This window comes from Streptomyces sp. NBC_01716, assembly GCF_036248275.1.
In the GTDB taxonomy this organism is placed as follows: domain Bacteria; phylum Actinomycetota; class Actinomycetes; order Streptomycetales; family Streptomycetaceae; genus Streptomyces.
This window is the reverse complement of record NZ_CP109181.1, coordinates 6,852,579-6,873,169: the sequence shown is the minus strand read 5'-3', so window position 1 is coordinate 6,873,169 and position 20,591 is coordinate 6,852,579. Positions and strand designations below refer to the sequence as shown.

At 71.8% G+C, this 20,591-nt stretch carries 15 protein-coding genes and 1 tRNA gene; 8 read left to right on the top strand and 8 right to left on the bottom strand.

The window, feature by feature from the left end; translation table 11 throughout:
- Positions 1 to 26: 26 nt before the first annotated feature.
- Both OIE74_RS30235 and OIE74_RS30230 read left to right on the top strand, forming a co-directional pair.
- Positions 27 to 1,478: a peptidoglycan D,D-transpeptidase FtsI family protein gene (locus OIE74_RS30235; protein ID WP_329389213.1), complete on the top strand. Its 1,452-nt coding sequence runs from the start codon at positions 27 to 29 to the stop codon at positions 1,476 to 1,478.
- Between the two features lie 53 nt (positions 1,479 to 1,531).
- Positions 1,532 to 2,749 carry an MFS transporter gene (locus tag OIE74_RS30230; protein ID WP_329392499.1) on the top strand — a complete coding sequence of 406 codons (1,218 nt, stop codon included), beginning with the start codon at positions 1,532 to 1,534 and terminating at the stop codon, positions 2,747 to 2,749.
- Here the strand turns inward: OIE74_RS30230 and OIE74_RS30225 are convergent.
- Both OIE74_RS30225 and OIE74_RS30220 read right to left on the bottom strand, forming a co-directional pair.
- Positions 2,735 to 3,919, bottom strand: coding sequence for a hypothetical protein (locus OIE74_RS30225; protein WP_329389211.1), 1,185 nt, complete (start codon positions 3,917 to 3,919; stop codon positions 2,735 to 2,737). The two genes, OIE74_RS30230 and OIE74_RS30225, sit on opposite strands and share 15 nt — an antisense overlap.
- A complete protein-coding gene (locus OIE74_RS30220; protein ID WP_329389209.1) occupies positions 3,916 to 4,875 on the bottom strand; it encodes a 5-dehydro-4-deoxyglucarate dehydratase in 960 nt (319 codons plus the stop codon). The genes OIE74_RS30225 and OIE74_RS30220 overlap by 4 nt, the downstream gene beginning before the upstream one ends.
- A 271-nt stretch (positions 4,876 to 5,146) precedes the next feature.
- On the opposite strand from OIE74_RS30220, the gene OIE74_RS30215 reads away from it, so the two are divergent.
- Together OIE74_RS30215 and OIE74_RS30210 are read left to right on the top strand one after the other, a co-directional pair.
- Positions 5,147 to 5,971, top strand: coding sequence for an NAD-dependent epimerase/dehydratase family protein (locus tag OIE74_RS30215; protein ID WP_329389207.1), 825 nt, complete (start codon positions 5,147 to 5,149; stop codon positions 5,969 to 5,971).
- 64 nt (positions 5,972 to 6,035) lie between these two features.
- Positions 6,036 to 7,307, top strand: a complete 1,272-nt coding sequence (locus OIE74_RS30210; RefSeq protein ID WP_329389205.1) for a TerD family protein — start codon at positions 6,036 to 6,038, stop codon at positions 7,305 to 7,307.
- Between the two features lie 71 nt (positions 7,308 to 7,378).
- Here the strand turns inward: OIE74_RS30210 and OIE74_RS30205 are convergent, their stop codons facing one another.
- The 3 genes from OIE74_RS30205 to OIE74_RS30195 all read right to left on the bottom strand — a co-directional run bounded on the left by OIE74_RS30205 (position 7,379) and on the right by OIE74_RS30195 (position 9,464).
- Positions 7,379 to 7,606 carry a hypothetical protein gene (locus OIE74_RS30205; protein WP_037784015.1) on the bottom strand — a complete coding sequence of 76 codons (228 nt, stop codon included), beginning with the start codon at positions 7,604 to 7,606 and terminating at the stop codon, positions 7,379 to 7,381.
- Between the two features lie 63 nt (positions 7,607 to 7,669).
- On the bottom strand, positions 7,670 to 9,301 hold the full coding sequence (locus tag OIE74_RS30200; RefSeq protein WP_329389202.1) for a TROVE domain-containing protein: 1,632 nt from the start codon (positions 9,299 to 9,301) through the stop codon (positions 7,670 to 7,672).
- A 93-nt stretch (positions 9,302 to 9,394) separates the two neighbouring features.
- Positions 9,395 to 9,464, bottom strand: a tRNA-Asn gene (locus OIE74_RS30195).
- A gap of 138 nt (positions 9,465 to 9,602) precedes the next feature.
- Here OIE74_RS30195 and OIE74_RS30190 point away from each other — a divergent pair.
- The 3 genes from OIE74_RS30190 (at position 9,603) to OIE74_RS30180 (ending at position 15,415) form a co-directional block, all read left to right on the top strand.
- A complete protein-coding gene (locus OIE74_RS30190) occupies positions 9,603 to 12,059 on the top strand; it encodes a serine/threonine-protein kinase (protein ID WP_329389200.1) in 2,457 nt (818 codons plus the stop codon).
- The gene (locus tag OIE74_RS30185; protein WP_329389198.1) at positions 12,056 to 14,374 is read left to right on the top strand and encodes a protein kinase domain-containing protein; all 2,319 of its coding nucleotides are present in this window, start codon (positions 12,056 to 12,058) and stop codon (positions 14,372 to 14,374) included. The genes OIE74_RS30190 and OIE74_RS30185 overlap by 4 nt, the downstream gene beginning before the upstream one ends.
- Before the next feature lie 273 nt (positions 14,375 to 14,647).
- A complete protein-coding gene (locus OIE74_RS30180) occupies positions 14,648 to 15,415 on the top strand; it encodes an SDR family NAD(P)-dependent oxidoreductase (protein ID WP_329389196.1) in 768 nt (255 codons plus the stop codon).
- A gap of 51 nt (positions 15,416 to 15,466) precedes the next feature.
- On the opposite strand, the gene OIE74_RS30175 is transcribed toward OIE74_RS30180, so the two are convergent.
- A complete protein-coding gene (locus tag OIE74_RS30175; RefSeq protein WP_329389194.1) occupies positions 15,467 to 16,993 on the bottom strand; it encodes a hypothetical protein in 1,527 nt (508 codons plus the stop codon).
- A gap of 210 nt (positions 16,994 to 17,203) precedes the next feature.
- Between OIE74_RS30175 and OIE74_RS30170 the strand changes: the two genes are divergently transcribed.
- Positions 17,204 to 19,033 carry an endonuclease/exonuclease/phosphatase family protein gene (locus OIE74_RS30170; RefSeq protein WP_329389192.1) on the top strand — a complete coding sequence of 610 codons (1,830 nt, stop codon included), beginning with the start codon at positions 17,204 to 17,206 and terminating at the stop codon, positions 19,031 to 19,033.
- A 281-nt stretch (positions 19,034 to 19,314) separates the two neighbouring features.
- Here OIE74_RS30170 and OIE74_RS30165 read toward each other — a convergent pair whose 3' ends face one another.
- The gene (locus OIE74_RS30165; RefSeq protein ID WP_329389190.1) at positions 19,315 to 19,836 is read right to left on the bottom strand and encodes an SMI1/KNR4 family protein; all 522 of its coding nucleotides are present in this window, start codon (positions 19,834 to 19,836) and stop codon (positions 19,315 to 19,317) included.
- A 13-nt stretch (positions 19,837 to 19,849) separates the two neighbouring features.
- Positions 19,850 to 20,527, bottom strand: a complete 678-nt coding sequence (locus OIE74_RS30160) for a DUF4232 domain-containing protein (protein WP_329389189.1) — start codon at positions 20,525 to 20,527, stop codon at positions 19,850 to 19,852.
- Positions 20,528 to 20,591 lie beyond the last annotated feature (64 nt).

The window sequence follows — 20,591 nt, the reverse complement described above, 5'->3', positions numbered from 1 at the left end:
CGGTCCCGTTCGTCCTCCGGTGTGGGATGAACAAGACAATCAGGCGCACCGCGGTCGTCTGTCTGCTCATGGTGCTCGCCCTGCTGGTGCGGGCCACCTGGGTGCAGGCGTACCAGGGCAAGGCCCTCGCGGACAACGAACGCAACCGACGCACGCTCATCGACCAGTACGCCCAGCCGCTGGGCGACATCGTCGTGGCCGGCTCCCCCGTCACGGGCTCCGCCAGGACGTCGGGCGGCGACGACCTGAAGTACAAACGTACGTACACGGACGGTGAGCTCTACGCGGCGGTCACCGGCTACAGCTCGCAGGCGTACCGCTCCACGCAGCTCGAAGGCATCTACTCGCACGTCCTGGACGGCACGGACCCCCGGCTGAAGAATCCGCTGGACGCGCTCACGGGCAAGCAGACCGCGCCGGGCAGTGTGCTGACGACGATCGACCCGGCGGTGCAGAAGGCCGGTTTCGAGGCGCTGGGCGACAAGAAGGGCGCGGCCGTCGCGATCGACCCGGCGACGGGGAAGATCCTCGGGATGGTCAGCACCCCGTCGTACGACCCGTCGGCGATCAGTGGCACGAACGACGGCGACGCGTGGAGCCGGCTGAACGCGGACGCGGACAAGCCGATGGTCAACCGGGCGCTGCGGCAGCCGCTGCCGCCGGGGTCGACCTTCAAGCTGGTGGTGGCCGCGGCGGCGCTGGAGGACGGGCTGTACGGGGATGTGGACACCCGGACCGAGAGCCCGGACCCGTTCACGCTGCCCGGCACCAGCACGGTCCTGGAGAACGAGAACAAGTCGGCGCCCTGCGAGGACGCGACGATCCGCACGGCGCTCCAGTACTCGTGCAACAACGTCTTCGCGAAGATGGCCGCCGACCTCGGCGAGGACAAGGTGCGCGCGACGGCGTCGAAGCTGGGTTTCAACGACACCGAGCAGGACGTGCCGGTGCGGGCCGCCGCGAGCGTCTACCCGTCCGGCATGGACGACGCGCAGACGGCACTGACGGGCATCGGCCAGTTCGAGGTCACCGCCACGCCGCTCCAGCTGGCGATGGTCTCCTCCGCGCTGGCCAACGACGGGGTCCTCGAATCGCCGCACATGGTCTCCAAGGTCGTGGACGCGGGCGGCGACACGCTCACCTCTTACGAGGACGAGCCGTCGCGCCGGATCGTCTCGTCGTCGACGGCCGAGCAGTTGCGCAGCGCGATGGTGACGGTGGTCGATGAGGGCACGGGCACCAACGCCCGTATCGACGGCGTCGAGGTGGGCGGCAAGACGGGCACGGCCCAGCACGGTGTGGACAACAGCCAGACGCCGTACGCCTGGTTCACCTCGTACGCGAAGGACGCGTCCACGGGCAAGGAGGTGGCGGTGGCCGTCCTGGTCGAGGACTCGGGCGCGGCACGCTCGGAGGTCAGCGGCAACGGGCTGGCGGCGCCGATCGCCAAGCGGATGATGGAGGCGGCGCTGCGCTGACCGGGCGGCCCCGCCGGCGGCCCGGACCCCCGTGCCAGGATGTGCCGATGGGGATGGGGAAGAAGTGGGCCATGGGCACGGTCCTCCGGGACCGCAACGCCGGGCTGTATCTGTCCGGTGTGGTGGTGTCCGGCTTCGGTACGTCGGCGATGTGGCTGGTCGGCGGGATCTGGGTCAAGTCCCTCACCGGGTCGGACAGTCTGGCGGCCCTGACCGTCTTCGCGATGTGGGCGCCGACGCTGGTGGGGCCCCTGCTGGGCGCGGTCGCCGACCGGTGGCGGCGCAGACCGCTGCTGGTGTTCTGCAATCTCGCGATGGCCGCGCTGCTGCCCCTGCTCCTCGTGGTCGAATCGGCCGGCCGGATCTGGATCCTGTTCGCCGTGCTGCTCGTCTACGGCGTCAGTGGTGTGGTGCAGGACGCCGCCGAGGCAGCCCTGGTCGCGACGGCGATCGACAAGCGGCTGCTCGGTGACTTCAACGGGCTGCGGATGACGGCGAACGAGGGCATGAAGCTCCTCGCGCCGCTCGCGGGCGCCGGGCTGTTCGCGGCGTACGGCGGCGGGACGGTCGCCCTGCTCGACGCCGCGACGTTCGCGCTGTCGGCGGGGCTCTTCGCGCTGATGCGGATCCGGGAGGAGAAGCCGGTGCCGGACCGCACCGGGAGTTGGCTCTCCCGTACGGCGCAGGGCGCGCGGGTGCTGCGGAACTCACCGGTCCTGCGCCCCCTGGTCCTGGCGGGATCGATGACGATGCTGCTCGCGGGGCTCAACGGCGCGGCGATCTACGCGGTGGTCGACAAGGGCCTCGGGCACGCGCCTACGTACGTAGGTCTGCTCTACGCGCTCCAGGGCGTCGGCTCGGTCGCCGTGGGGCTGCTGGCGGGTCCGCTGATGCGCAGGATGCCGGAACGGGCGTTCGCCGCCGGTGGCATCGCGCTCTTCGCGGTCGCGGTGGGGCTGCGGGCGCTGCCGTACGACGCCGTGGTGCTGGCGAGCGCGGTGGCGGTGGGGATCGGCCTGCCGTGCGTGCTGATCGTGGCGCTGACGGCGGTGCAGCGCGAGACTCCGGACGCCGTGCTCGGGCGGACCGCCGCCACCGCCAACACCCTGATCTACGTGCCGAACGCGGTGTCCCTCGCGCTCGGCGCGGGACTGATCGCCTTCGTCGACATCACGGTGCTGCTGCCGGTCACCGGAGTGATCGGGCTGCTGGCGGCGGCCGGCCTCGCCTTCTACGGAGGACTGCCCCGGGGCCGGTCAGCCGAGGCGTGAGAGCGCGGCGGTGACGGCCGCGAGATCGGCGTCCGACGCCAGGCCCGCGTGGTACAGCCGCAGTTCGGTCGCGCCGAGCGCACGCGCGTGCGCCGCGTCGTCGGCGAGGGTGCCGGGGCTCCCGCCCATACCCGCGACAACGGTGAAGTTGGCGGCCAGCACGGTGGGTTCACGGCGGTGGGCGGCGAACGGTGGCAGCATCGCCTCCGCCGCGCCCCCCGTGCACGGCAGGACGACGCCGTCGGCGGTGTCCAGGATGTGCGTGGGGTCGACACCGGCGTTGGCCCCGGTGCGGTGGCTGTGGGGGTCGGCGTGGACCAGCACCTGGAAGCCGGGGCCGCCGTGGGCGCGTACGGCCGCGACGGTGGCCTCCTGGAGCGAACGGGCCGTGCTGACACGCCAGTCGAGGGTGGCGGCCGTGAGCTCCGCGCCGAGCAGCTTCTCGATCCCGGCGAGGCCCTCGGGGCCGCCGGGAGCCTGCGCGCCGGCCCAGACGGGCTCCAGGGCGCGCCTGACGGCGGTGTTCAGCTCGTCGGGGTCCAGGCCCAGCGACAGGTATCCGGCGCGGCAGACGGTGCAGAAGCAGAGCGACATCAGATACTGCGCGGCCTCGCCGAGCGGGACGCCGCCGATCTTGTCGTGGGCGTGCAGATGCGCGAGCCCGTACCAGCCGAGGGATTCCAGTTCGGTGCCCCTCGCACCGGGCCGTACGGCGGCTTCGGCGGCGAGCGAGACGACATACGTACGGACGGCGGGTCGCGCGATGCACGGGGCCCAGGGGTATCGGTCGCCGTAGACGTTGACGACGGAGGTGCCTGGATTCTCGGCGCCCAGGCGGGAGTTGTGCGCGAGGACGACCCAGGTGTGCACGTCGAGTCCGGTGTCGGCGAGCACCGCGGCGGCTTCGCCGAAGGCGTCGCCGGGGGCCCAGTCGCCGGCGGCGTACGGGCGCAGTTCGGCGTCCGCCCAGCGGTCCTCGTCGAGAGGGTGGAGCACGGCGGAGTGTTCGGCGGTGACGACCCGGTGCAGGGGGTGGCGCGGGGTCAGGGCGCGCGTGGAGTGGTAGGCGGATGCGAGGGTGACCTGGCGGACGCCCAGGTCCCGCACGCGGGCGGGCGCGCCGGGGTCGCCCACGACGTCCCAGGGGTAGAGGAAGGCGGAGGCCTTCACGCGCCCTCCCCCGGCTCCTCGTCGCGGAGCAGCCCGTAGCCGCGTTCGATGATCTCGGTGAGCTCCTTGATGTGCGCGGGCCGCGGTTCGCTCAGCGGGGTGCGTACCTCGCCCACGTCGTAACCGCGCAGTCTGACGCCCGCCTTGACGAGCGAGACGGCGTATCCGCGTCCTTTGGAGCGCAGTTCGACCAGGGGCCGGTAGAAGCCGTCGATGAGGCTGTTCACGGTTGTGTCGTCGCCGGAGGTGAGGGCGCGGTGGAACGCGAGGGCTATCTCGGGCGCGAAGGCGAAGGCGGCGGAGGAGTAGAGGGTGATGCCGATGCCGCGGTAGGCGAGTCCGGTGAGTTCGGCGGTGGGCAGGCCGTTGAAGTAGAGGAAGTCGGTGTCGGGCCGGTCGGTGCGTACGGCGCTGAGGATGCGCTGCATCAGATCGAGGTCGCCGTGGCCGTCCTTGAGGCCGATGATGCCGTCGACCTTGGCGAGTTCGACGACGGTCTCGGGGGTGAAGACAGCGTTGTCGCGCTGGTAGACGATGGTCTCCAGGCCGGTGGCCGCGGCCAGCGCCGAGTAGTGGCGCAGCAGGCCCTCCTGGTCGGCCATGACCAGGTAGGGCGGCATCGCGAGCAGTCCGTCGGCGCCCGCGGCCTCGGCGATCTCCGCGTATCTGAGGGCGATTGACGTACCGTAACCGGCGGCCGCCACGACGGGGACCGCCCCCGCTGTCTCCTCCACGGCCACGCGCACGCACTCCCCGAACTCCTCCGGGGTCAGCGCGTGGAACTCGCCCGTGCCGCAGCAGGCGAAAACCGCGGCGCATCCCGCGTCGACACCGCTTCTGATGTGCGCGCGGAAGGCGTCGAGGTCGACGGCGCCGTCCGGACCGTACGCGGTGACGGGGAAGAACAACGGCCCGGCGACTCGGTCGAGGCGGGCGGCGAGCGGGGCTGAGGTCACTGGCGCTCCCTGGGCCGTGCGGCGAGCACTCACGCTCGTGCACAATTCTGATCGGCGTCCATATTTCTGAACAGCGCCACGCTAGGCCAGCCGCCTGGCGCCGGTCAAGACGGAAAACCGCAACTCACGAGCGGATTGACCACCTCCGCGCGACACTTGACCCTGACTCCGACACTCCTTAGCGTGTCCACGCATATGAACCACATCCATACATCTGATCGATTCTGATCGCTCGGGGTCCGCCCCCGTACGTCCGAGGAGATTCACGCCCATGCCCCAACCGCGAACCGTCCTGCTCACCGGCGCAGCGGGCGGCCTCGGCACCCTGATGCGCGGCCTGCTGCCCGCCTACGGGTACGAACTCCGGCTCTTCGACGCCACTCCCATAGAGGGTGAGCCGGACGCGATCACGGCCGACCTCGGCGACAAGCACGCGCTCCGTGAGGCCGTCCGGGGTGTGGACGCGATCATCCATCTCGCCGGCATCTCGCTGGAGGCGTCGTTCGACAAGATCCTGCGGGCCAACATCGAGGGGACGTACAACCTCTACGAGGCGGCACGCGAGGAGGGCACCGCGCGGGTGGTCTTCGCCTCAAGCAATCACGCCGTCGGGTTCACGCCACGGCCGCAGGGCTCCTACCCGCTCGACTCGGACGCGCTGATCCCGATCGAGACCCCGCGCCGCCCGGACACCTTCTACGGCATCTCCAAGTGCTTCGGCGAGGATCTGGCGCAGTTCTACTGGGACAAGCACGGGCTGGAGACCGTCTCCGTACGGATCGGGTCCTGCTTCATGGAGCCGACCTCCGTACGGATGCTGTCGGTCTGGATGAGCCCCGGGGACGGCGCGAGGCTCTTCCACGCCGCGCTCACCGCCGAGGACGTGCGGCACACCGTCGTCTACGGCTCGTCCGCCAACACCCGCCTGTGGTGGGACCTTTCGACGGCGCGGGATCTCGGGTACGAGCCGAGGGACGACTCGGAGCAGTACGCGGACAAACTCGTCGACGAACAGGGCGAGCTGGACCCCGGCAATCCCGACCACGCCCATCTGGGCGGCCACTTCTGCACCCACCCGCCCCAGTGGCCCTACTGACCCGTACGGGCGAGGGGCACGAGGGTAAGGGAACGGCAAAGAGGAGTCGTTCGTTACGCCTGGCATGACAGCTATGACCCCCGGCTCGAACATCCCTCTCTCCGCCACCCGCGTGGCGGTGGACGTCGCCGCACCGGTGCGGCTCGACGTTTCGGGCCTGCTGCTCACCGCCGACGGCAAGGTGCGCTCCGACGACGACTTCATCTTCTACAACCAGCCGACGGGCCCGGGTGTGACCTACCGGTCCGGCGGCGGTACGGCCCCGGACGCGATCGTGGTGGACACCGCCAACGTCCCCGCCGGAATCGAGAAGATCGTCGTCACGGCCAGCCCCGACGCGGCGGGACAGAGCTTCCAGGGCATCGAGCCCACAGCGACCATCCGCAACGCCGACGACGGCAGCGCGCTCGCCACCTTCACCCCGCCGAACCTGGGTTCGGAGACCGCCCTGGTGGTCGTGGAGGTCTATCTGCGCAACGGCGCCTGGAAGGTCCGCGCGGTCGGCCAGGGGTATGCGAACGGGCTGTCGGGCATCGCCACCGACTTCGGCGTCTCCGTGGAGGAGCCCACGGCGCCCGCCGCGGCCACCCCACAGGCCCCGCAGGCCCCGGTGACCCCCATGGCCCCGGTGCCGCCCTCCGCGCCCGTCCCGCCCCCGGCTCCGACCCCGACGGCGCCCGACCCCCGGATCGCGGCCCCTGTCACTCCCTCGGCGCCCGTCCCGCCGTCCGCTCCCCCGGGCCCCCCGCAGGCCGCCGGGAAGATCAATCTGGACAAGGGCCGCGTCAGCCTCCAGAAGAACCAGACGGTGTCGCTCGTCAAGGGCGGCGCCCCGCTGCTGACCCAGGTCAAGATGGGCCTCGGCTGGGAGCCCGCCTTCCGCGGCAAGGACATCGACCTCGACGCCTCCGTGATCGCCTACGGACCCAACCGCAACCACCTGGACAGCTGCTACTTCGGCAAGCTGTCCATCCTGGGCGGCTCGGTCAAGCACTCCGGCGACAACCTCACCGGTGAGGGCGCCGGGGACGACGAGACGATCGTGGTCGACCTCGGCCGGCTGCCGGCCGAGGCCACGGGCCTGGTCTTCACGGTCAACTCGTTCACCGGCCAGAAGTTCAACGAGGTCGCGAAGGCCTACTGCCGGCTGCTGGACGCCCGGACCGGCGAGGAACTCGTCCGCTTCGACCTGACGGGCGCCGAGCCGCAGACCGGCGTGATCATGGCCAAGCTGATCAAGCAGTACTCGGGTGAGTGGGAGATGACCGCCGTCGGCGAGTTCGTGAAGTCCCGCACGGTCCGCGGCATGGTCAAGCCCGCGGCCAAGTCCCTCTGACCACCGCTGGGGACATCCCTCTACGGGCCGCCGCGGTCACGGGGATCGCGGCGGCCCGTAGGCCTGGGTCTTCAGAGCTTGGTCAATTTGGAGAAGGGGCTCAGGATCCGACCCTGGCGGCCCGAGAAGTCGATGAGCACGGCGTTCTCACCCTCGACTCCGATGACTCTGCCCAACCCGAACTGGTCATGGGAGACACGGTCTCCCACGTCGAAGTGCTCGGGCGGAGGTGAGGCCGGGCCTTGGCGGTTGAAGGGACTGGACGGCAGGTGGCGCCGGGAACCGGCTGACTTTGTCATTAGCTGGAGTATGCGCCCAACGGCACCCGACGCGCCATGCCCGACAACCCACGGGCCGCAGGATCACTCGTTCCCCAGTGACCCCACGGCCCTCCCCGGCCCCCGTTCCGGCGGTCGGGCCGCCCACGGCCAGTCGGCGTCCCGACCCGCCTCCAGCAGCGGAACCATACGGAACGCGGCGTCGGACAGACCGCCGAACGTGTGCCGGTTCCGGCCACCAGACGGACCGTGTCCGGCCCGGTATCCCGCCAGATTCCAGGTGTAGACGGGAACGCGCTCCGGGACCTGCTCGGCCGGGTCGCCGTAGTGGCTGTACGACGCCTGCTCGTCCGTGACGATCAGCACCCGGTCATGGCCCCGGAAGTGCGCCCGGACCGCCCGCGACGTGTCCGTGCCACCCAGATCGCCGAAGCGCGCCAGGACCTTCAGCACCGACTCGCCCTCCCGGTACTTCACCTTGCCGCTGGTCGAACCGAACTCGACCAGATCGGCGTCGGCGGCCCGCATCGCCACCGCCGTACCGAAGATCGCCGCGGCGTCCGCCCGGTTGAGCTCCGAGCGGTCCGACAGCCGCGACCACATCGAGCCCGAGCGGTCAACCAGGATCAGCGTCCGTCCCGGCAGCGCGGGCACATTGGCCAGCGAGTGGCCGAGCGCCCGCTCCAGCGGGTAGGACCAGCGCAGCGACGGCGCGTGCCGGTAGGCGGCGAGATAGCGGAACGGGAACTGCCGCGAACGGGCGACCACCGCCGGGTCCGACAGCTCGGCGGCGACCTTCGCCGCGACCTCGTCGCTCACCCCGGCCTCGTCGAAGTTCCGCAGATTACGCAGCAGCGCCATCGGCCCCATGGACGGGATGACGGCCTCCCACGCCGCCGCGTCCATCGGACCCTGGAGCCAGCCCGCCAGCATCTCCCATGTCATGCCCGCCTCCGCCAGCCGCTCGGCGGCGCCGGGAGCCGTGATCACCGCGCGCCGGCCCGCGACGGGCAGCGCCATCAGCTCGCGGTGCGCGATGAGAGTGCGGTTCGACGCGGGCGGAACCGCGGTGTCGGGGTGGTGCCGGCGGTCGAGGGCATAACGGAACAACTCGCCCTGCCATGCCTTCGCCGGGTCGGGCGAGGCGTGCACGAGATTGAGAATGTCCCCGAACCGATAACCCTTGGACGCGGTGTCGTACTTCAACAGCGACTTTCCGCTGTAGAGCCGCTTCACCGCGTCGGCCGTGCCACGCTTGACGGGCTTGGGGATCCGGCGTCCGTAACGGGACGTCCAGTAACCGAGCATTTCGCCGGGCTCGTCGGCGCGCAGCAGTACGGAATCGATGACCTGACGGTTCGAAGGTCCGGTGCTGACGTCCAGGTCGAGACGCGCCTTCACGTATTCGGCGGCGCCGACAATGGCGGCGGTCCGCATGTTGCCGTCACGGCGCAGCCAGCTCAGCAGACCGGCCGTCCACCGCGGGTCGTCGACGGCGAGTTCACCTACGAGGCCGGCGAAGCGGTTGTCCCGGTCGTCCCCGGACTCGTAGAAAGTCTGCTGGGAAACGAAGTTGGCGACGGCCAGCAGGAACAGCTCGGACCTGGCGTCGCGCGAATGTCCGGTGCCGCCCTGGTGGGTGAGGGTGTTACCGCCGGTCGAGCGCACGGGCGACTTACCGCGGGGCGCGGAAAGACGGGTGTTGAAGCGTGCCATGGGAATTCCCCCGAATTCGATGAGAAGTCCAGAGATCAAGGCCGGCGGAACCGACAAGGTGCTCTGCCGACTGAGCTACACCGGCTTGTGCGCCGATGGCAGGACTCGAACCTGCGACCGCCCCATTAACAGTGGAAGTAGGTCCCGCCTTCGCACCTGGACAGATATGACTTTAGGAGAGCGGCCGATGAGCTGCCACGGGTTTTACCCGTATCGCCAAGGACGCCGGAACCTTGGGATGCTCATTACGCGTCGCAGTGATCGGCCGTGTACGCGGCGGAGGCACGGAGGGGGAGCCACGGTGGAGGAACTCGGGGGCTATCGGCTGGTCGCCCTGCTCGGTGAGGGCGGCATGGGCCAGGTCCATCTCGGCAGGGCGGCGTCGGGGCGGCTGGTGGCGGTCAAGACGGTGCACGAGCACCTTGCGACCGACCCGCTGTTCCGGGAGCGGTTCCGGCGCGAGGCGGCTGCGGCGCGCTCGGTGGCGGGGCCGTTCACGGCTGCCGTGCTCGCCGCCGATCCGGAGGCCGTACGCCCCTGGCTGGCCACCGAGTTCTGCACCGGGCCCACTCTCGCCGGGGCGGTCTCGGCCCTCGGCCCGCTCGCTTCCGGCGAACTCGCCGCGCTCGGGGCCGCGCTGGCGGAGGCCATCGCCGCCGTGCACGCCGTCGGACTCGTCCACCGTGACCTCAAACCGTCGAACATCGTCGTGACGCGCGACGGCCCGATGGTCATCGACTTCGGGATCGCGCGGACCGCCGCCGACGAGAGCCTGACCGGCAGTGGTGAGGTCGTCGGCTCGCCCGGCTTCATCGCGCCCGAACTGCTCACGGGGACGGGTGAACCCGGCCCGGCCGTCGACGTGTTCGCGCTCGGGGCGCTCCTCGCGTACGCGGCGACCGGCCGTCCGCCGTTCGGCACCGGCCCGGTGCACCAGGTGCTGTACCGGACGATGCACGGCCCCGCGGATCTCGACGGGGTGGCCGGGGCGACGGCCGGGGACGGCGCGCCGGAGTGGCGGGAGTTGCTCGGGCGCTGTCTGAGCCAGGAGCCGGGCGACCGGCCCACGGTGGCCGAGGTGTTGAGCGCGTGCGCGGCGTGGACCGACGGCGATCCGTGGTGGGAGCGGGAGGCGGTGTCCGGTCTGATCCGGCGCCGCGAGGAGGAAGTGGCCGCGCTGGTCGCGAAGGCGCCGGGGGCGGAGGTGGAGGCGGAAGGGGAAGTTGAAGCGGCGGCCGAGACGGGGGACGAACCGCGGGATGGGCCACAGGATGAGCCGCAGGACGCTCCCGCGGACGCACCCCCGGCACCGGCCGCGACCGTCCACGGCCCGGCCTCCGGGGCGACGCTCGCGCCGGGCGCGGGCGCCGACACGGTCGTGAGCGGGGGCCGGGGCGCGTCACGAAGGCGGTTTCTGCGCTGGGGCGGAGCGGCCATCGCGGGCGGCGCGGCGATCGGCGCGGTCGCCTGGCTCACCGAACTCACCGGCGACGACGAAGGGAACGGCGACGGGGCGCAGTCCGGCCCCTCCGGTTCACCGGGCCCGTACACACTCGGCCGCGCCCTGTGGACCCGCGACATCGGCGACGCCACCCCGCTGCGGCACGGCGAAGCCCTCTATCTGGTCTCCGACTCCGCGCTGACCCGCGTCGACCCGCGAACCGGTGCCGTCGCCTGGAGCTACCCGGCCGAGTACATCGCCGACGTCGTACCCGGCGACGGAGTCGTCCACCTGGCGCGCTCCTCGGGCATCTTCATGGCCGAGATCACCGCCCTGAACGCGGCGACCGGCGCCGTGAAGTGGTCCGCCAACCCCATGGTGCGCAACCCTCATCGCCCGCCGAATCCCAGCGGTTCCGCCACGTCCGACCCGGTCGTCTCGGTCGACGGCGAACTCTCCGCGCTCTCGGTCTCCGCGGACATCCTCTGTGTCGTCACCTACAGCCCGTACACGACACTGTGGGAGCGGCGCACCGCCCAGAAGCGCCCCTGGCGCGCCTACGGTTACGACCCCGGCACCGGAGCACCCCTCTGGTTCCACGAGGGCGCTCCGGCGGAGGTGGCGGGGCTCTACGAGAGGGACGGCCGGATCGGTGTGGCGGCCGCGAGCCCTTTCACCGCCGACGAGAAGGAGACGGACGAACCGCTGACGGTGCTGCGCGCCGCCGACGGCACACTCGACCGTCAGATACCGGGCGGCGCGCGCTATCCGGAGTCATATCTCGGCGCCCGCGGCGTCCACTACTACGCGCGGGCCGGGCAGTTGAAGGCCGTCGACCTCGCGACCCGGCGCACGCTGTGGTCCCTCGACCAGGCCGAGGAGGACACCGACGCCACCATCACCCCCACGGCCGCCGCCGGGCTCGTGCACACCGCCGATCACCGCACCGTGAAGGCACTCGACGCGGGAACCGGCCGTACGCGCTGGAGTTCGACGGACGTCGGTCGGCCGGAGGACGGTTCGCTGACGGTGGCCGGCGGGCTCGTCTACGGACTGGGGACGGCGCCCGGGGGCGACGAGGCGATCGGCGAGGTCCCCGGGTGGGGGGTGCACGCGCGGAACGCGGCGACGGGCGCGCTCGTCTGGGCGGCCGAGACGGGCGAGGTGCGTACGGTGATCGTCCGGCAGGGCGCCGGGAGTGACAAAGGTGCGGGTGAGGGCGGTGCCGGTGCGGAGGCCGGTGCGGAGGCCGGGCTCGTACATGTCGTGTCGGCGTCGGGCACCCTGTCCACCTTCGCCGTACCGGAGTTGACATGACCGATCCCCTCCTGCCCGGCGACCCCACCACCCTCGGCTCCGTACGGCTGCTCGGCCGGCTCGGCGCCGGTGGCATGGGCCGGGTCTATCTGGGCCGTACGACCGGTGGCCGGCTGGTCGCGGTGAAGACCGTGCACGCGCACCTCGCGGCCGAACCGCACTTCCGCGAGCGGTTCCGGCGCGAGGCCGCCGCCGCCCGCGCCGTGACGGGTGCGCACACTGCGGCGGTGCTCGACGCCGATCCCACGTCCGAAGTGCCGTGGCTGGCCACCGCCTACCTGCCGGGCGTCACGCTGCGGCGGGCGGTGGCCGCCGCCGGGCCGCTGGGCGTGACGGTCGTACGGTCGCTGGGCGCGGCGCTCGCCGAGGCGCTGACGAGCATTCACGGCGCGGGACTCGTGCACCGCGACCTGAAGCCGTCCAACGTCCTGGTCACCGCCGAGGGGCCGCGCGTCATCGACTTCGGGATCGCGCGTGCGCTCGGGGACCACGGGATGACCGAGGCCGGGGACATCATCGGGACACCCGGATTCATCGCGCCCGAGCAGATCACGGGCGACTCCCCGGTGACGGCGTCGGCCGACGTCTTCGCACTGGGCGCGGTCCTCGCCTTCGCCGCCACCGGCCGCAATCCCTTCGGGGACGGAACGGTGGCGATCCTGCTCTACCGGGCCGTGCACGAGGAGCCCGACCTGGACGAGGTGCCTCCGGAGCTGCGGGGGCTGGTCGCCGACTGTCTCAACAAGGGCCCGGCGCACCGGCCTTCGGTCGGCGAGGTGCTGGAGCGGACAGCCGATCCGCAGGCGCCGCTGTGGTGGCGCGAGGAGCCGCTGCGGAGTCTCGTACAGGGTGACGACACGGCAAAGGACGACGAGGCCCCGCCGCGCGAGCGGACGGCGGTGGTTCCCACGAAGCAGGTCACGAACCCCCGTCCCCCGGCGCCTCGTCCCGACCGCGGGCGCGCCCCCGGTCCCGACCTCGCCTTCCGGCGCGCGAAGCGCATCGAGCGGCGTCAACTGGCCCGCCGGGGAGTGCTGGTGGCCGGCGCCACCTCCCTCACCGGGCTGCTCGGCGTCTCCGTCGTACGCGGCTGGGGAAACTCCCCCTCCGGCGACCTCACCACCGGTGGCGTCGCCCAACTCACCCTCAGGAAGGGCTCGGCGACCCCGGGCGCGCTCCGCTGGAGTCTCACCGCCGAGCCGGACGGCATCGACGCCCTGCTGCTCTCCGGCGGCACCCTGCTGCTGCACGGGCGACTGAGCGGTACCAACGGTTACGTCCGCGCCTGCGCGGCATCGGACGGTGCCGGCCGCTGGGAACTGGAAGCCACGGCGAGCGCGCCGAGTGTGTGGGGCGTGGCGGACGGGGTTCTGGTCGCGCCCGACGTCGGGCTGCCCGTCGTTGCCCTCGGCTCCGGAAAGAAGCGCGCCGAGGCCGACCCGATTCAGAGGCTGCCACCCGTCTGGGTCACCGTCGCCGACGGTGCGGCGATCTCGTCGTACGAGGACCAGGAGGACGAGAAGGAGCTGATGGCCGTCGATCTGGGCACCGGGGCGATGCGCTGGGAGCGCGAACTCGGCCGCACGCAGCCACCGGCGGTACTGGGCCGCACCCTGCTGCTGGCCACCACCCTGGGGTGGCGGGTGGATGGTGTCGACGCCGCGTCGGCCCGGACGATCTGGACGTACGAGGGGTTGAAGGCCGACTCCGGCCAGTCCCTCGCCGCCACCGCGCTGCCGGACGCGGGGAACTTCGCCGTACTCACCACGGAGGGCAGGCTGCACATCATCCGCGCCCGTGGCGGAGAGCGCGTCGCCGTCGCCGCACGCACCTACGCCGTGACCCCGGGTGCCACGGCCATCGGCGCGGCGGGCTCCACCGGTCTGCTGGCCACGGCGGGCGAACTGCACGGCTTCGATCCGGCCGACGGGAAGCCGCGCTGGCTGCGGTCGCGCCCCACGCTCGGCGTCGAGACGAGCTGGCCACGGCGGACGGGCGGACTGCGCGATCCGGTCTCGGCGGGCGGTCTGGTGCTGCACTGGTCGAAGGCGGACACCCTGGAGGCCGTCGATTTCATGTCCGGCCAGCCCCGTTGGACACGACGGCTGACCGGGATCGCGAAAGTACCGCCCGTGGTCGCGGGCAAGACGGTCTACGCGGCGTCGGGCGACACCTGCACCGCGCTGCGCCTCGCCGACGGGGCACCGCTGCGCGCGTGGTCGCTGCCTGACATCATCGACGGGCTCGCGGCCGACGCGTCGGGCTGGTACGGCCGGATCGGCACGTCGGCGGTACGGGCGTACAACGGCGTCTAGGGTCTGTCGTTTGGATCAGGCCCTAGGGCGTGTTTGAGAAGTCCCGTCTGGCCCACGACGCCTGGCACGCGCGCTCGCCGCGTTGTCGGAGTCATCCAAGTACGTCCGGTCCATCTACGGGGCTGATCCTCCGCCTTGCGATCGCACGCACCAGACGCCGTGGGCCCCGCCCGATGGGCGGACGACGCTACTTCTAAAACACGCCCTAGGCCTGACGCCGGGCGAGCCGTCCCGCGACAAGCCTCCCAAGTCCCGTCTCCGAAGGGCCGCTTCATGAACTTCCCGCAGACCGGCCGCCGGGTCCTGGTCACCGGTGCCTCACGAGGGCTCGGCCGCGCCGTCTCCCGCGCCTTCGCCGCCAACGGAGACCGCGTCGCCGTCCATTACGGCACCCGTGAGGAGGACGCGCGCCACACCCTGGACTCCCTCGACGGCACGGGCCACACGCTGCTGGGCGGCGACCTGTCGGACCCCGAGGGCGCGGCGCGGATCGCCGACGCGGCGCACGAGGCACTGGGCGGCATCGACGTGCTCGTGAACAACGCGGCGGTGAACGAGCGTCATCCGCTCCCCACGACCTCGTACGAGGACTGGGCGGCGAGCTGGCAGCGCCATCTGTCGGTGAACCTGCTCGGTACGGCGCTGCTCAGCCATCGCGCCGCGCGGTCCATGATCGACCGCGGCACGGGCGGCCGGATCGTCAACATCGGTTCACGCGGCGCTTTCCGGGGCGAGCCCGACCATCCCGCGTACGGCGCCACGAAGGCGGCGGTGCACGCGCTGGGCCAGTCGCTCGCGGTCTCGCTCGCGCCGTACGGCATCGGCGTCGCCTCCGTCGCGCCGGGCTTCTTCGACACCGAACGGGTGGCCGACCGGCTGACGGGGGCGGAGGGCGAGGCGATCCGGGCGCAGAGCCCGTTCGGCCGGGTGGCGAGCGCAGACGAGATCGCGGCGGCCGTCCTGTGGCTGGCCTCCCCGGAGGCGGAGTGGTCGTCAGGCACCGTCCTGGACCTCAACGGCGCGTCGTACCTGCGGACTTGAGGGAACGGGGTAAGGCCCGCCGCCGCCGTGCGGAGGGTCCCCGCCCGGCCGTCAGCTCCCCTTGCGCGAGCGTGCCTTGAACGCCGCCTTGCGGGCGTCCTTCGCCGCCTTGCGGTCCTGGTGCAGCCGGCCCATCGCCTCCAGCACGTCCGCCGTCGCCGGGTGGTCCACCCGCCACACCGCGTCGAAGAAGCCGCTGTGCCGGCCGACCAGGCCCTCCACCAGTTCCTGGAGCTCCACCGGCTCACCCTCGGCGTCGAGTTGGGCGGCGATGGTGTCGATGGCCAGCCAGAAGATCATCGACTCGGACGGCGGCGGCACGTCGGCGGCGCCCAGTTCCGCCAGCCAGACGCGGGCGAGCCCGCCCAGCTCCCCGTCGTCCAGGACCTCGCGCACCGCGGGCTCCGCCTCGGCGCCGACGAGCGCGAGTGCCTGCTGGCAGTGCAGCCGGCGCAGCGGGGCGCCGGGGTCGGATCCCTTGGCGGCGCGCAGGAGTTCGCGCGCCGCTTCGGCGGATTCGCGGCGGGCCAGCCACTGTTCCGTCTCGGCGCGGGCAGCCGCTTCCGGGAAGTGCGCGACGCCGTCGAGCAGCGCGTCGGCGCCCTTGTCGGCCAGATCGCCGACGGCGGGCGCGTCCACGCCCGCGTCCCGCATCCGGGACCTGATCCCGTGGAGCCCGAGCGGGGTCAGCGTGACCACGCCGTACCGCGACACGTCCTCGTCGTCGCCGTACGGCACCGCGTCGGAGCCGCCTTCGGCGTCCTCGACCATCAGAGCCTCGTCCACGGGCACATACGTGACGAGCCCGATCGGCTCAAGCAGCGCGAACTGGTCGTCCAGCCGCATCATCGCCTCGGACACCTGTTCAAGGACGTCGTCGGTGGGCTCGCCCATGTCGTCGGGCACGATCATCGACGCGGCGAGGACCGGCAGCGGTACGGGGACGGGCTCGGTCCCGCCCTCGCCGACGGTGAGCAGATAGAGGTTGCCGAGGACTCCCTCCAGGAACTCGGCCTCCATCTCCGGGTCCCAGTCCAGCGCGTCGAGGTCGATCTCGCCGTCGTCGCCGATGGCGCCGGCCAGGTCCTCCAGGACGGGCGCCGTCGCGTCGGCGAAGACGACGTCCAGGGCGTCCAGCCAGAGCGAGAGGATGTCCTGCGGGCCGCCGGACGCGATCAGTTGGAGCGCGGCCCCGGCGCTCACGGTGCCGTCCGCGTCGGAACCCCCGCCCGCCTCCTCGTCCTGGCCGGGGTCCTCCACCTCGACAAGACCGGTGTCGACGGCCACCCGCCACGCCTCGCTCGCGTCGGCCTCCGCCTCCGCCCGTGCCCCCGCCGCCAGCGCCTCGTCGCTCTCGGTCGGTTCGGGGCTCTCGGTCCCGATCAGCCCCAGCGCCTCGGCCGCCGCGGGCAGTTGCTCCTCGACGAGTTCACCGCCCGCCCCCACGCGTGTCTCCGGCCCGGCCCAGCGGGCGAGGCGGACCGCCCTGGCGAGCAGCGGTACCGCGAGCGCGTCCCGCGCCAGCTCCGCGTCCGAGGGCAGCCGCACCGGCGGCAGAGTGGGGCGGTCTCCGGACATCTGGTGATTCTCCTTGCGCCTTACGGGATCCAGGGCGCCCAAGCGTAGACGTATTTCACCCCATCCCACCCGGTTCACTTGGCCGACAACGCGCGTACACCCGCACACCCTTGACAACATATGGGCGCACCCAAGAGTGTGACGCGCGTAGAACTTTGTCTCCAACTCCGCCTCCCACACTCCTTACTTCCTCACTTCCGGAGTCCCGTAATGCCTTCATCCGTACCGAGAACCGCCGCCGTCTCGGCCCTCGTCGCCGCCGCCCTGGCCGCCGGTCTGCTCGCCGGATCCTCCTCGGCCTCGGCCGCCGAGATCAGGATCCACGGCATCCAGGGCAGTGGCCGGATATCGCCGCTCGTGGGTACCCCGGTGGCGGACGTACCCGGCATCGTCACCGGCGTACGGGCCTACGGCTCCTCCCGCGGCTTCTGGTTCCAGGACCCGAACCCGGACAAGGACCGCGCGACCAGCGAGGGCATCTTCGTCTTCACCAGCTCGGCCCCGACGGTCGCCGTGGGCGACTCGGTCAAGGTGTCCGGCACGGTCACCGAGTACATCCCCGGCGGCACCGCCTCCGGGAACCAGTCCCTCACCCAGCTCTCGTCGCCGAAGATCACGGTCGTCTCCTCCGGCAACAAGCTGCCCGCGCCGGTGACCGTCTCGGCCAAGACCGTCCCGGCCGCGTACACGCCGAAGGGCACCGCCGCGACGGGCAACAGCATCAACGGCCTTCAGCTGAAGCCCCGCAGCTACGCGCTGGACTACTACGAGTCGCTGGAGGGCATGAACGTCCGCGTCGGCACCTCGCGCGTGGTCGGCGCCACCGACCCGTACTCGGAGCTGTGGGTGACGGTCAAGCCGAGCGAGAACGAGACCCGCCGGGGCGGCACGCTCTACGGCTCGTACGAGGACCAGAACACCGGCCGCCTCCAGATCCAGCAGCTGGCCCCGGTCGCCGAGCAGCCGTTCCCGAAGGCCGATGTCGGCGACGTGCTGTCGGGCGACACCGAAGGCCCCCTGGACTTCAACCAGTTCGGCGGCTACACGCTGACCGCCCGCACGCTCGGGAAGGTCACCGGCAACGGCGCGAAGCCCGAGACGACTCGCGCGCAGCGCCGCGACGAGCTGGCCGTGGCGACGTACAACGTCGAGAACCTCGACCCGTCCGACCCGCAGGAGAAGTTCGACGCGCTGGCCGCCGCCGTCGTCGGCAACCTCTCGTCGCCGGACATCCTGGCCCTGGAGGAGATCCAGGACGACAACGGCGCCACGGACGACGGCACCGTCTCCGCGGACCGGACGATCGCCAAGTTCACGGCGGCGATCGTGGCCGCCGGCGGTCCCGCGTACGAGGCGCGGACCGTGGACCCCGAGAACAAGACCGACGGCGGCGAGCCCGGCGGCAACATCCGTCAGGTCTTCCTCTTCAACCCCGAGCGGGTCTCCTTCACCGACCGCGCGGGCGGCGACGCCACGACGGCGACCGAGGCCGTACGCACGGGCGGCAAGGCCGCCCTGAGCCTCTCCCCCGGCCGGATCGACCCCACCAACGCCGCCTGGGAGAACAGCCGCAAGCCGCTGGCCGGTGAGTTCACCTTCCGGGGCGAGCCGGTCATCGTGATCGCCAACCACTTCGGCTCCAAGGGCGGCGACGAGAGCCTGGTCTCGCACCACCAGCCGCCGAACCGGATCTCCGAGCCGCAGCGGCACCTCCAGGCCAAGGCCGTCAACGCGTTCGTGAAGGACCTCCAGAAGATCCAGCGTGGCGCCAGGATCCTGGTCGTCGGTGACATCAACGACTTCGAGTTCTCCGCCACGACGAAGGCGCTCGCCGCCGACCGCGCGCTGTACCCGGCGGTCAAGTCCCTGCCGGCGCCCGAGCGTTACTCGTACGTCTACCAGGGCAACAGCCAGGTTCTCGACCAGATCCTGACGAGCCCGTCGATCGACGACTTCGACTACGACAGCGTCCACATCAACGCCGAGTTCGCCGACCAGAACAGCGACCACGACCCGCAGGTGCTGCGCTTCCGCCCCTGACGCCCTGACGCCCCTGACCCCTCTGACCGGGCACACCGCCCCCTGACCGGCGGTGGTCCGGCCGTACCCCACATACGGCCGGACCACCGCTTTCCCGGGAGCTAAACCCTGTCCGGGGCGGGGCTGAGGCTGATCGCGGCCGGCCCCAGGTGCGCGGCGCGCGTGTGTCGCCCTCGGCCGCCCGCTCACTGCGGTACAGCTCGTACGAACCGGGCCCCGCCCTCTCGATCTCCGGCACGGCCGCGACGGTCACACGGCTCACCTGTGAACCGGTCCTGAGATCAGAAGGATTCCGCCCAGTGCGCCACCCACTCGGCGAAGCCGGGCTCCTTGCCGAAAGGCGCGGCGCCCACGTCGCTGACGGCCCATATTCGGCCGCGCTGCGCGCCGGTGACGACGAGGTGCCAGTACAGCCCGCAGCCGTCCGTGCCCAGCACGATGCTGCCGTCGTTGCTGACCTCGTCGATCAGCGGCTCTATCTCCTCGTACGGCCGGGGGTCGTCCTCCCACACCCATGCCTCGGTGAGCGGGAAAGCCTTCGCGGGCGCGCGCTGCGCCCCGCCCGAACCCCAGTCCGCGGGAAGGGACTTCAGCGGTATCAGCCCGTCGACGTCGGCGGGACCCTCACCGCTGCCGTCGCATATCTCGGCGACGAGCGTGCGGTACGGCTCCGGGAGCACGATGCCCTGCTCCCGCTCGAAGTCCTGGACGACGTTCCAGCCCAGCGGGGGTCTGCGGAGCTCGGGCGGGAAGGCCGCGCGCAGCACGTCGAGGTCGGAGGGGTCGGCACGTTCGGTGTCCATACGTCCCATTGGATCACCGACCACTGACAGGTTCGTCCGCCGCCCACGAGGTCACGTCCAGGGTGCCGTCCGTACCGAGATCGACGGGGAGCGGCAGGGAGACGGGCTTCTCGCCGGCGGCGGGGGTGACGAGGATATGGGCGCCCGGAGTGGGGGCGCCGTCGATGGAGGTGACGCGGTTGTTCCAGTGCAGCACCGCGCTCGCGGTGCCGTCCGGCGCCAGGGTCAGCTGCCGGGGGCGGTCGTCGCGCCTGCCGGTGTAGGTGTAATCACTCTCATGGGTGACCTTGACGTCGACGGGCTCACGGGCCTCGTCGAGGAGTTCGACGCCGGGGTAGCCCTTGACGCGGTAGGGCTTGTCGCCGCAGTTCCAGAGCTGGACGGTGACCACGCGGTGGCCCATGGCGGCGTCCTCGCCGCCGATCACGACGTCGAGGCCCGACGGCGGGCAACCGGGCGTGCTCGCCCCGGCGGACGGCGACGCCGGGGCGGACTCGGCGAGCGGCGGGTAGGGCTCGACGGAGGGCCGCGGGCCGGCGGACGAGGACGGGGGCGGCCCCGGTCTGGACGGCGCGGTGCCGCCGCCCTTCTCCGCCTCGATCTCGTTGATCACTTCCGAACAGCCCGCCGTCGTCAGCAGCAGGACGAACGCCCCGGCCAGCATCCCGGCCGCGCGGTATCGCCTCGTCATCGGATCCCCGTCCCCCGTGGTGTATGCCGCACGCGGGCGCGTACGCGGCTGTCGTACGCGCCCG

What these genes read in the sequence shown, in the direction of transcription:
- OIE74_RS30235 (WP_329389213.1), top strand. Translation starts at nt 27, where the DNA reads ATGAACAAGACAATCAGGCGCACCGCGGTCGTCTGTCTGCTCATGGTG.
- OIE74_RS30230 (WP_329392499.1), top strand. Translation starts at nt 1,532, where the DNA reads ATGGGGAAGAAGTGGGCCATGGGCACGGTCCTCCGGGACCGCAACGCC.
- OIE74_RS30215 (WP_329389207.1), top strand. Translation starts at nt 5,147, where the DNA reads ATGCCCCAACCGCGAACCGTCCTGCTCACCGGCGCAGCGGGCGGCCTC.
- OIE74_RS30210 (WP_329389205.1), top strand. Translation starts at nt 6,036, where the DNA reads ATGACAGCTATGACCCCCGGCTCGAACATCCCTCTCTCCGCCACCCGC.
- OIE74_RS30205 (WP_037784015.1), bottom strand. Translation starts at nt 7,606, where the DNA reads ATGACAAAGTCAGCCGGTTCCCGGCGCCACCTGCCGTCCAGTCCCTTC.
- OIE74_RS30200 (WP_329389202.1), bottom strand. Translation starts at nt 9,301, where the DNA reads ATGGCACGCTTCAACACCCGTCTTTCCGCGCCCCGCGGTAAGTCGCCC.
- OIE74_RS30185 (WP_329389198.1), top strand. Translation starts at nt 12,056, where the DNA reads ATGACCGATCCCCTCCTGCCCGGCGACCCCACCACCCTCGGCTCCGTA.
- OIE74_RS30180 (WP_329389196.1), top strand. Translation starts at nt 14,648, where the DNA reads ATGAACTTCCCGCAGACCGGCCGCCGGGTCCTGGTCACCGGTGCCTCA.
- OIE74_RS30175 (WP_329389194.1), bottom strand. Translation starts at nt 16,993, where the DNA reads ATGTCCGGAGACCGCCCCACTCTGCCGCCGGTGCGGCTGCCCTCGGAC.
- OIE74_RS30170 (WP_329389192.1), top strand. Translation starts at nt 17,204, where the DNA reads ATGCCTTCATCCGTACCGAGAACCGCCGCCGTCTCGGCCCTCGTCGCC.
- OIE74_RS30165 (WP_329389190.1), bottom strand. Translation starts at nt 19,836, where the DNA reads ATGGACACCGAACGTGCCGACCCCTCCGACCTCGACGTGCTGCGCGCG.
- OIE74_RS30160 (WP_329389189.1), bottom strand. Translation starts at nt 20,527, where the DNA reads ATGACGAGGCGATACCGCGCGGCCGGGATGCTGGCCGGGGCGTTCGTC.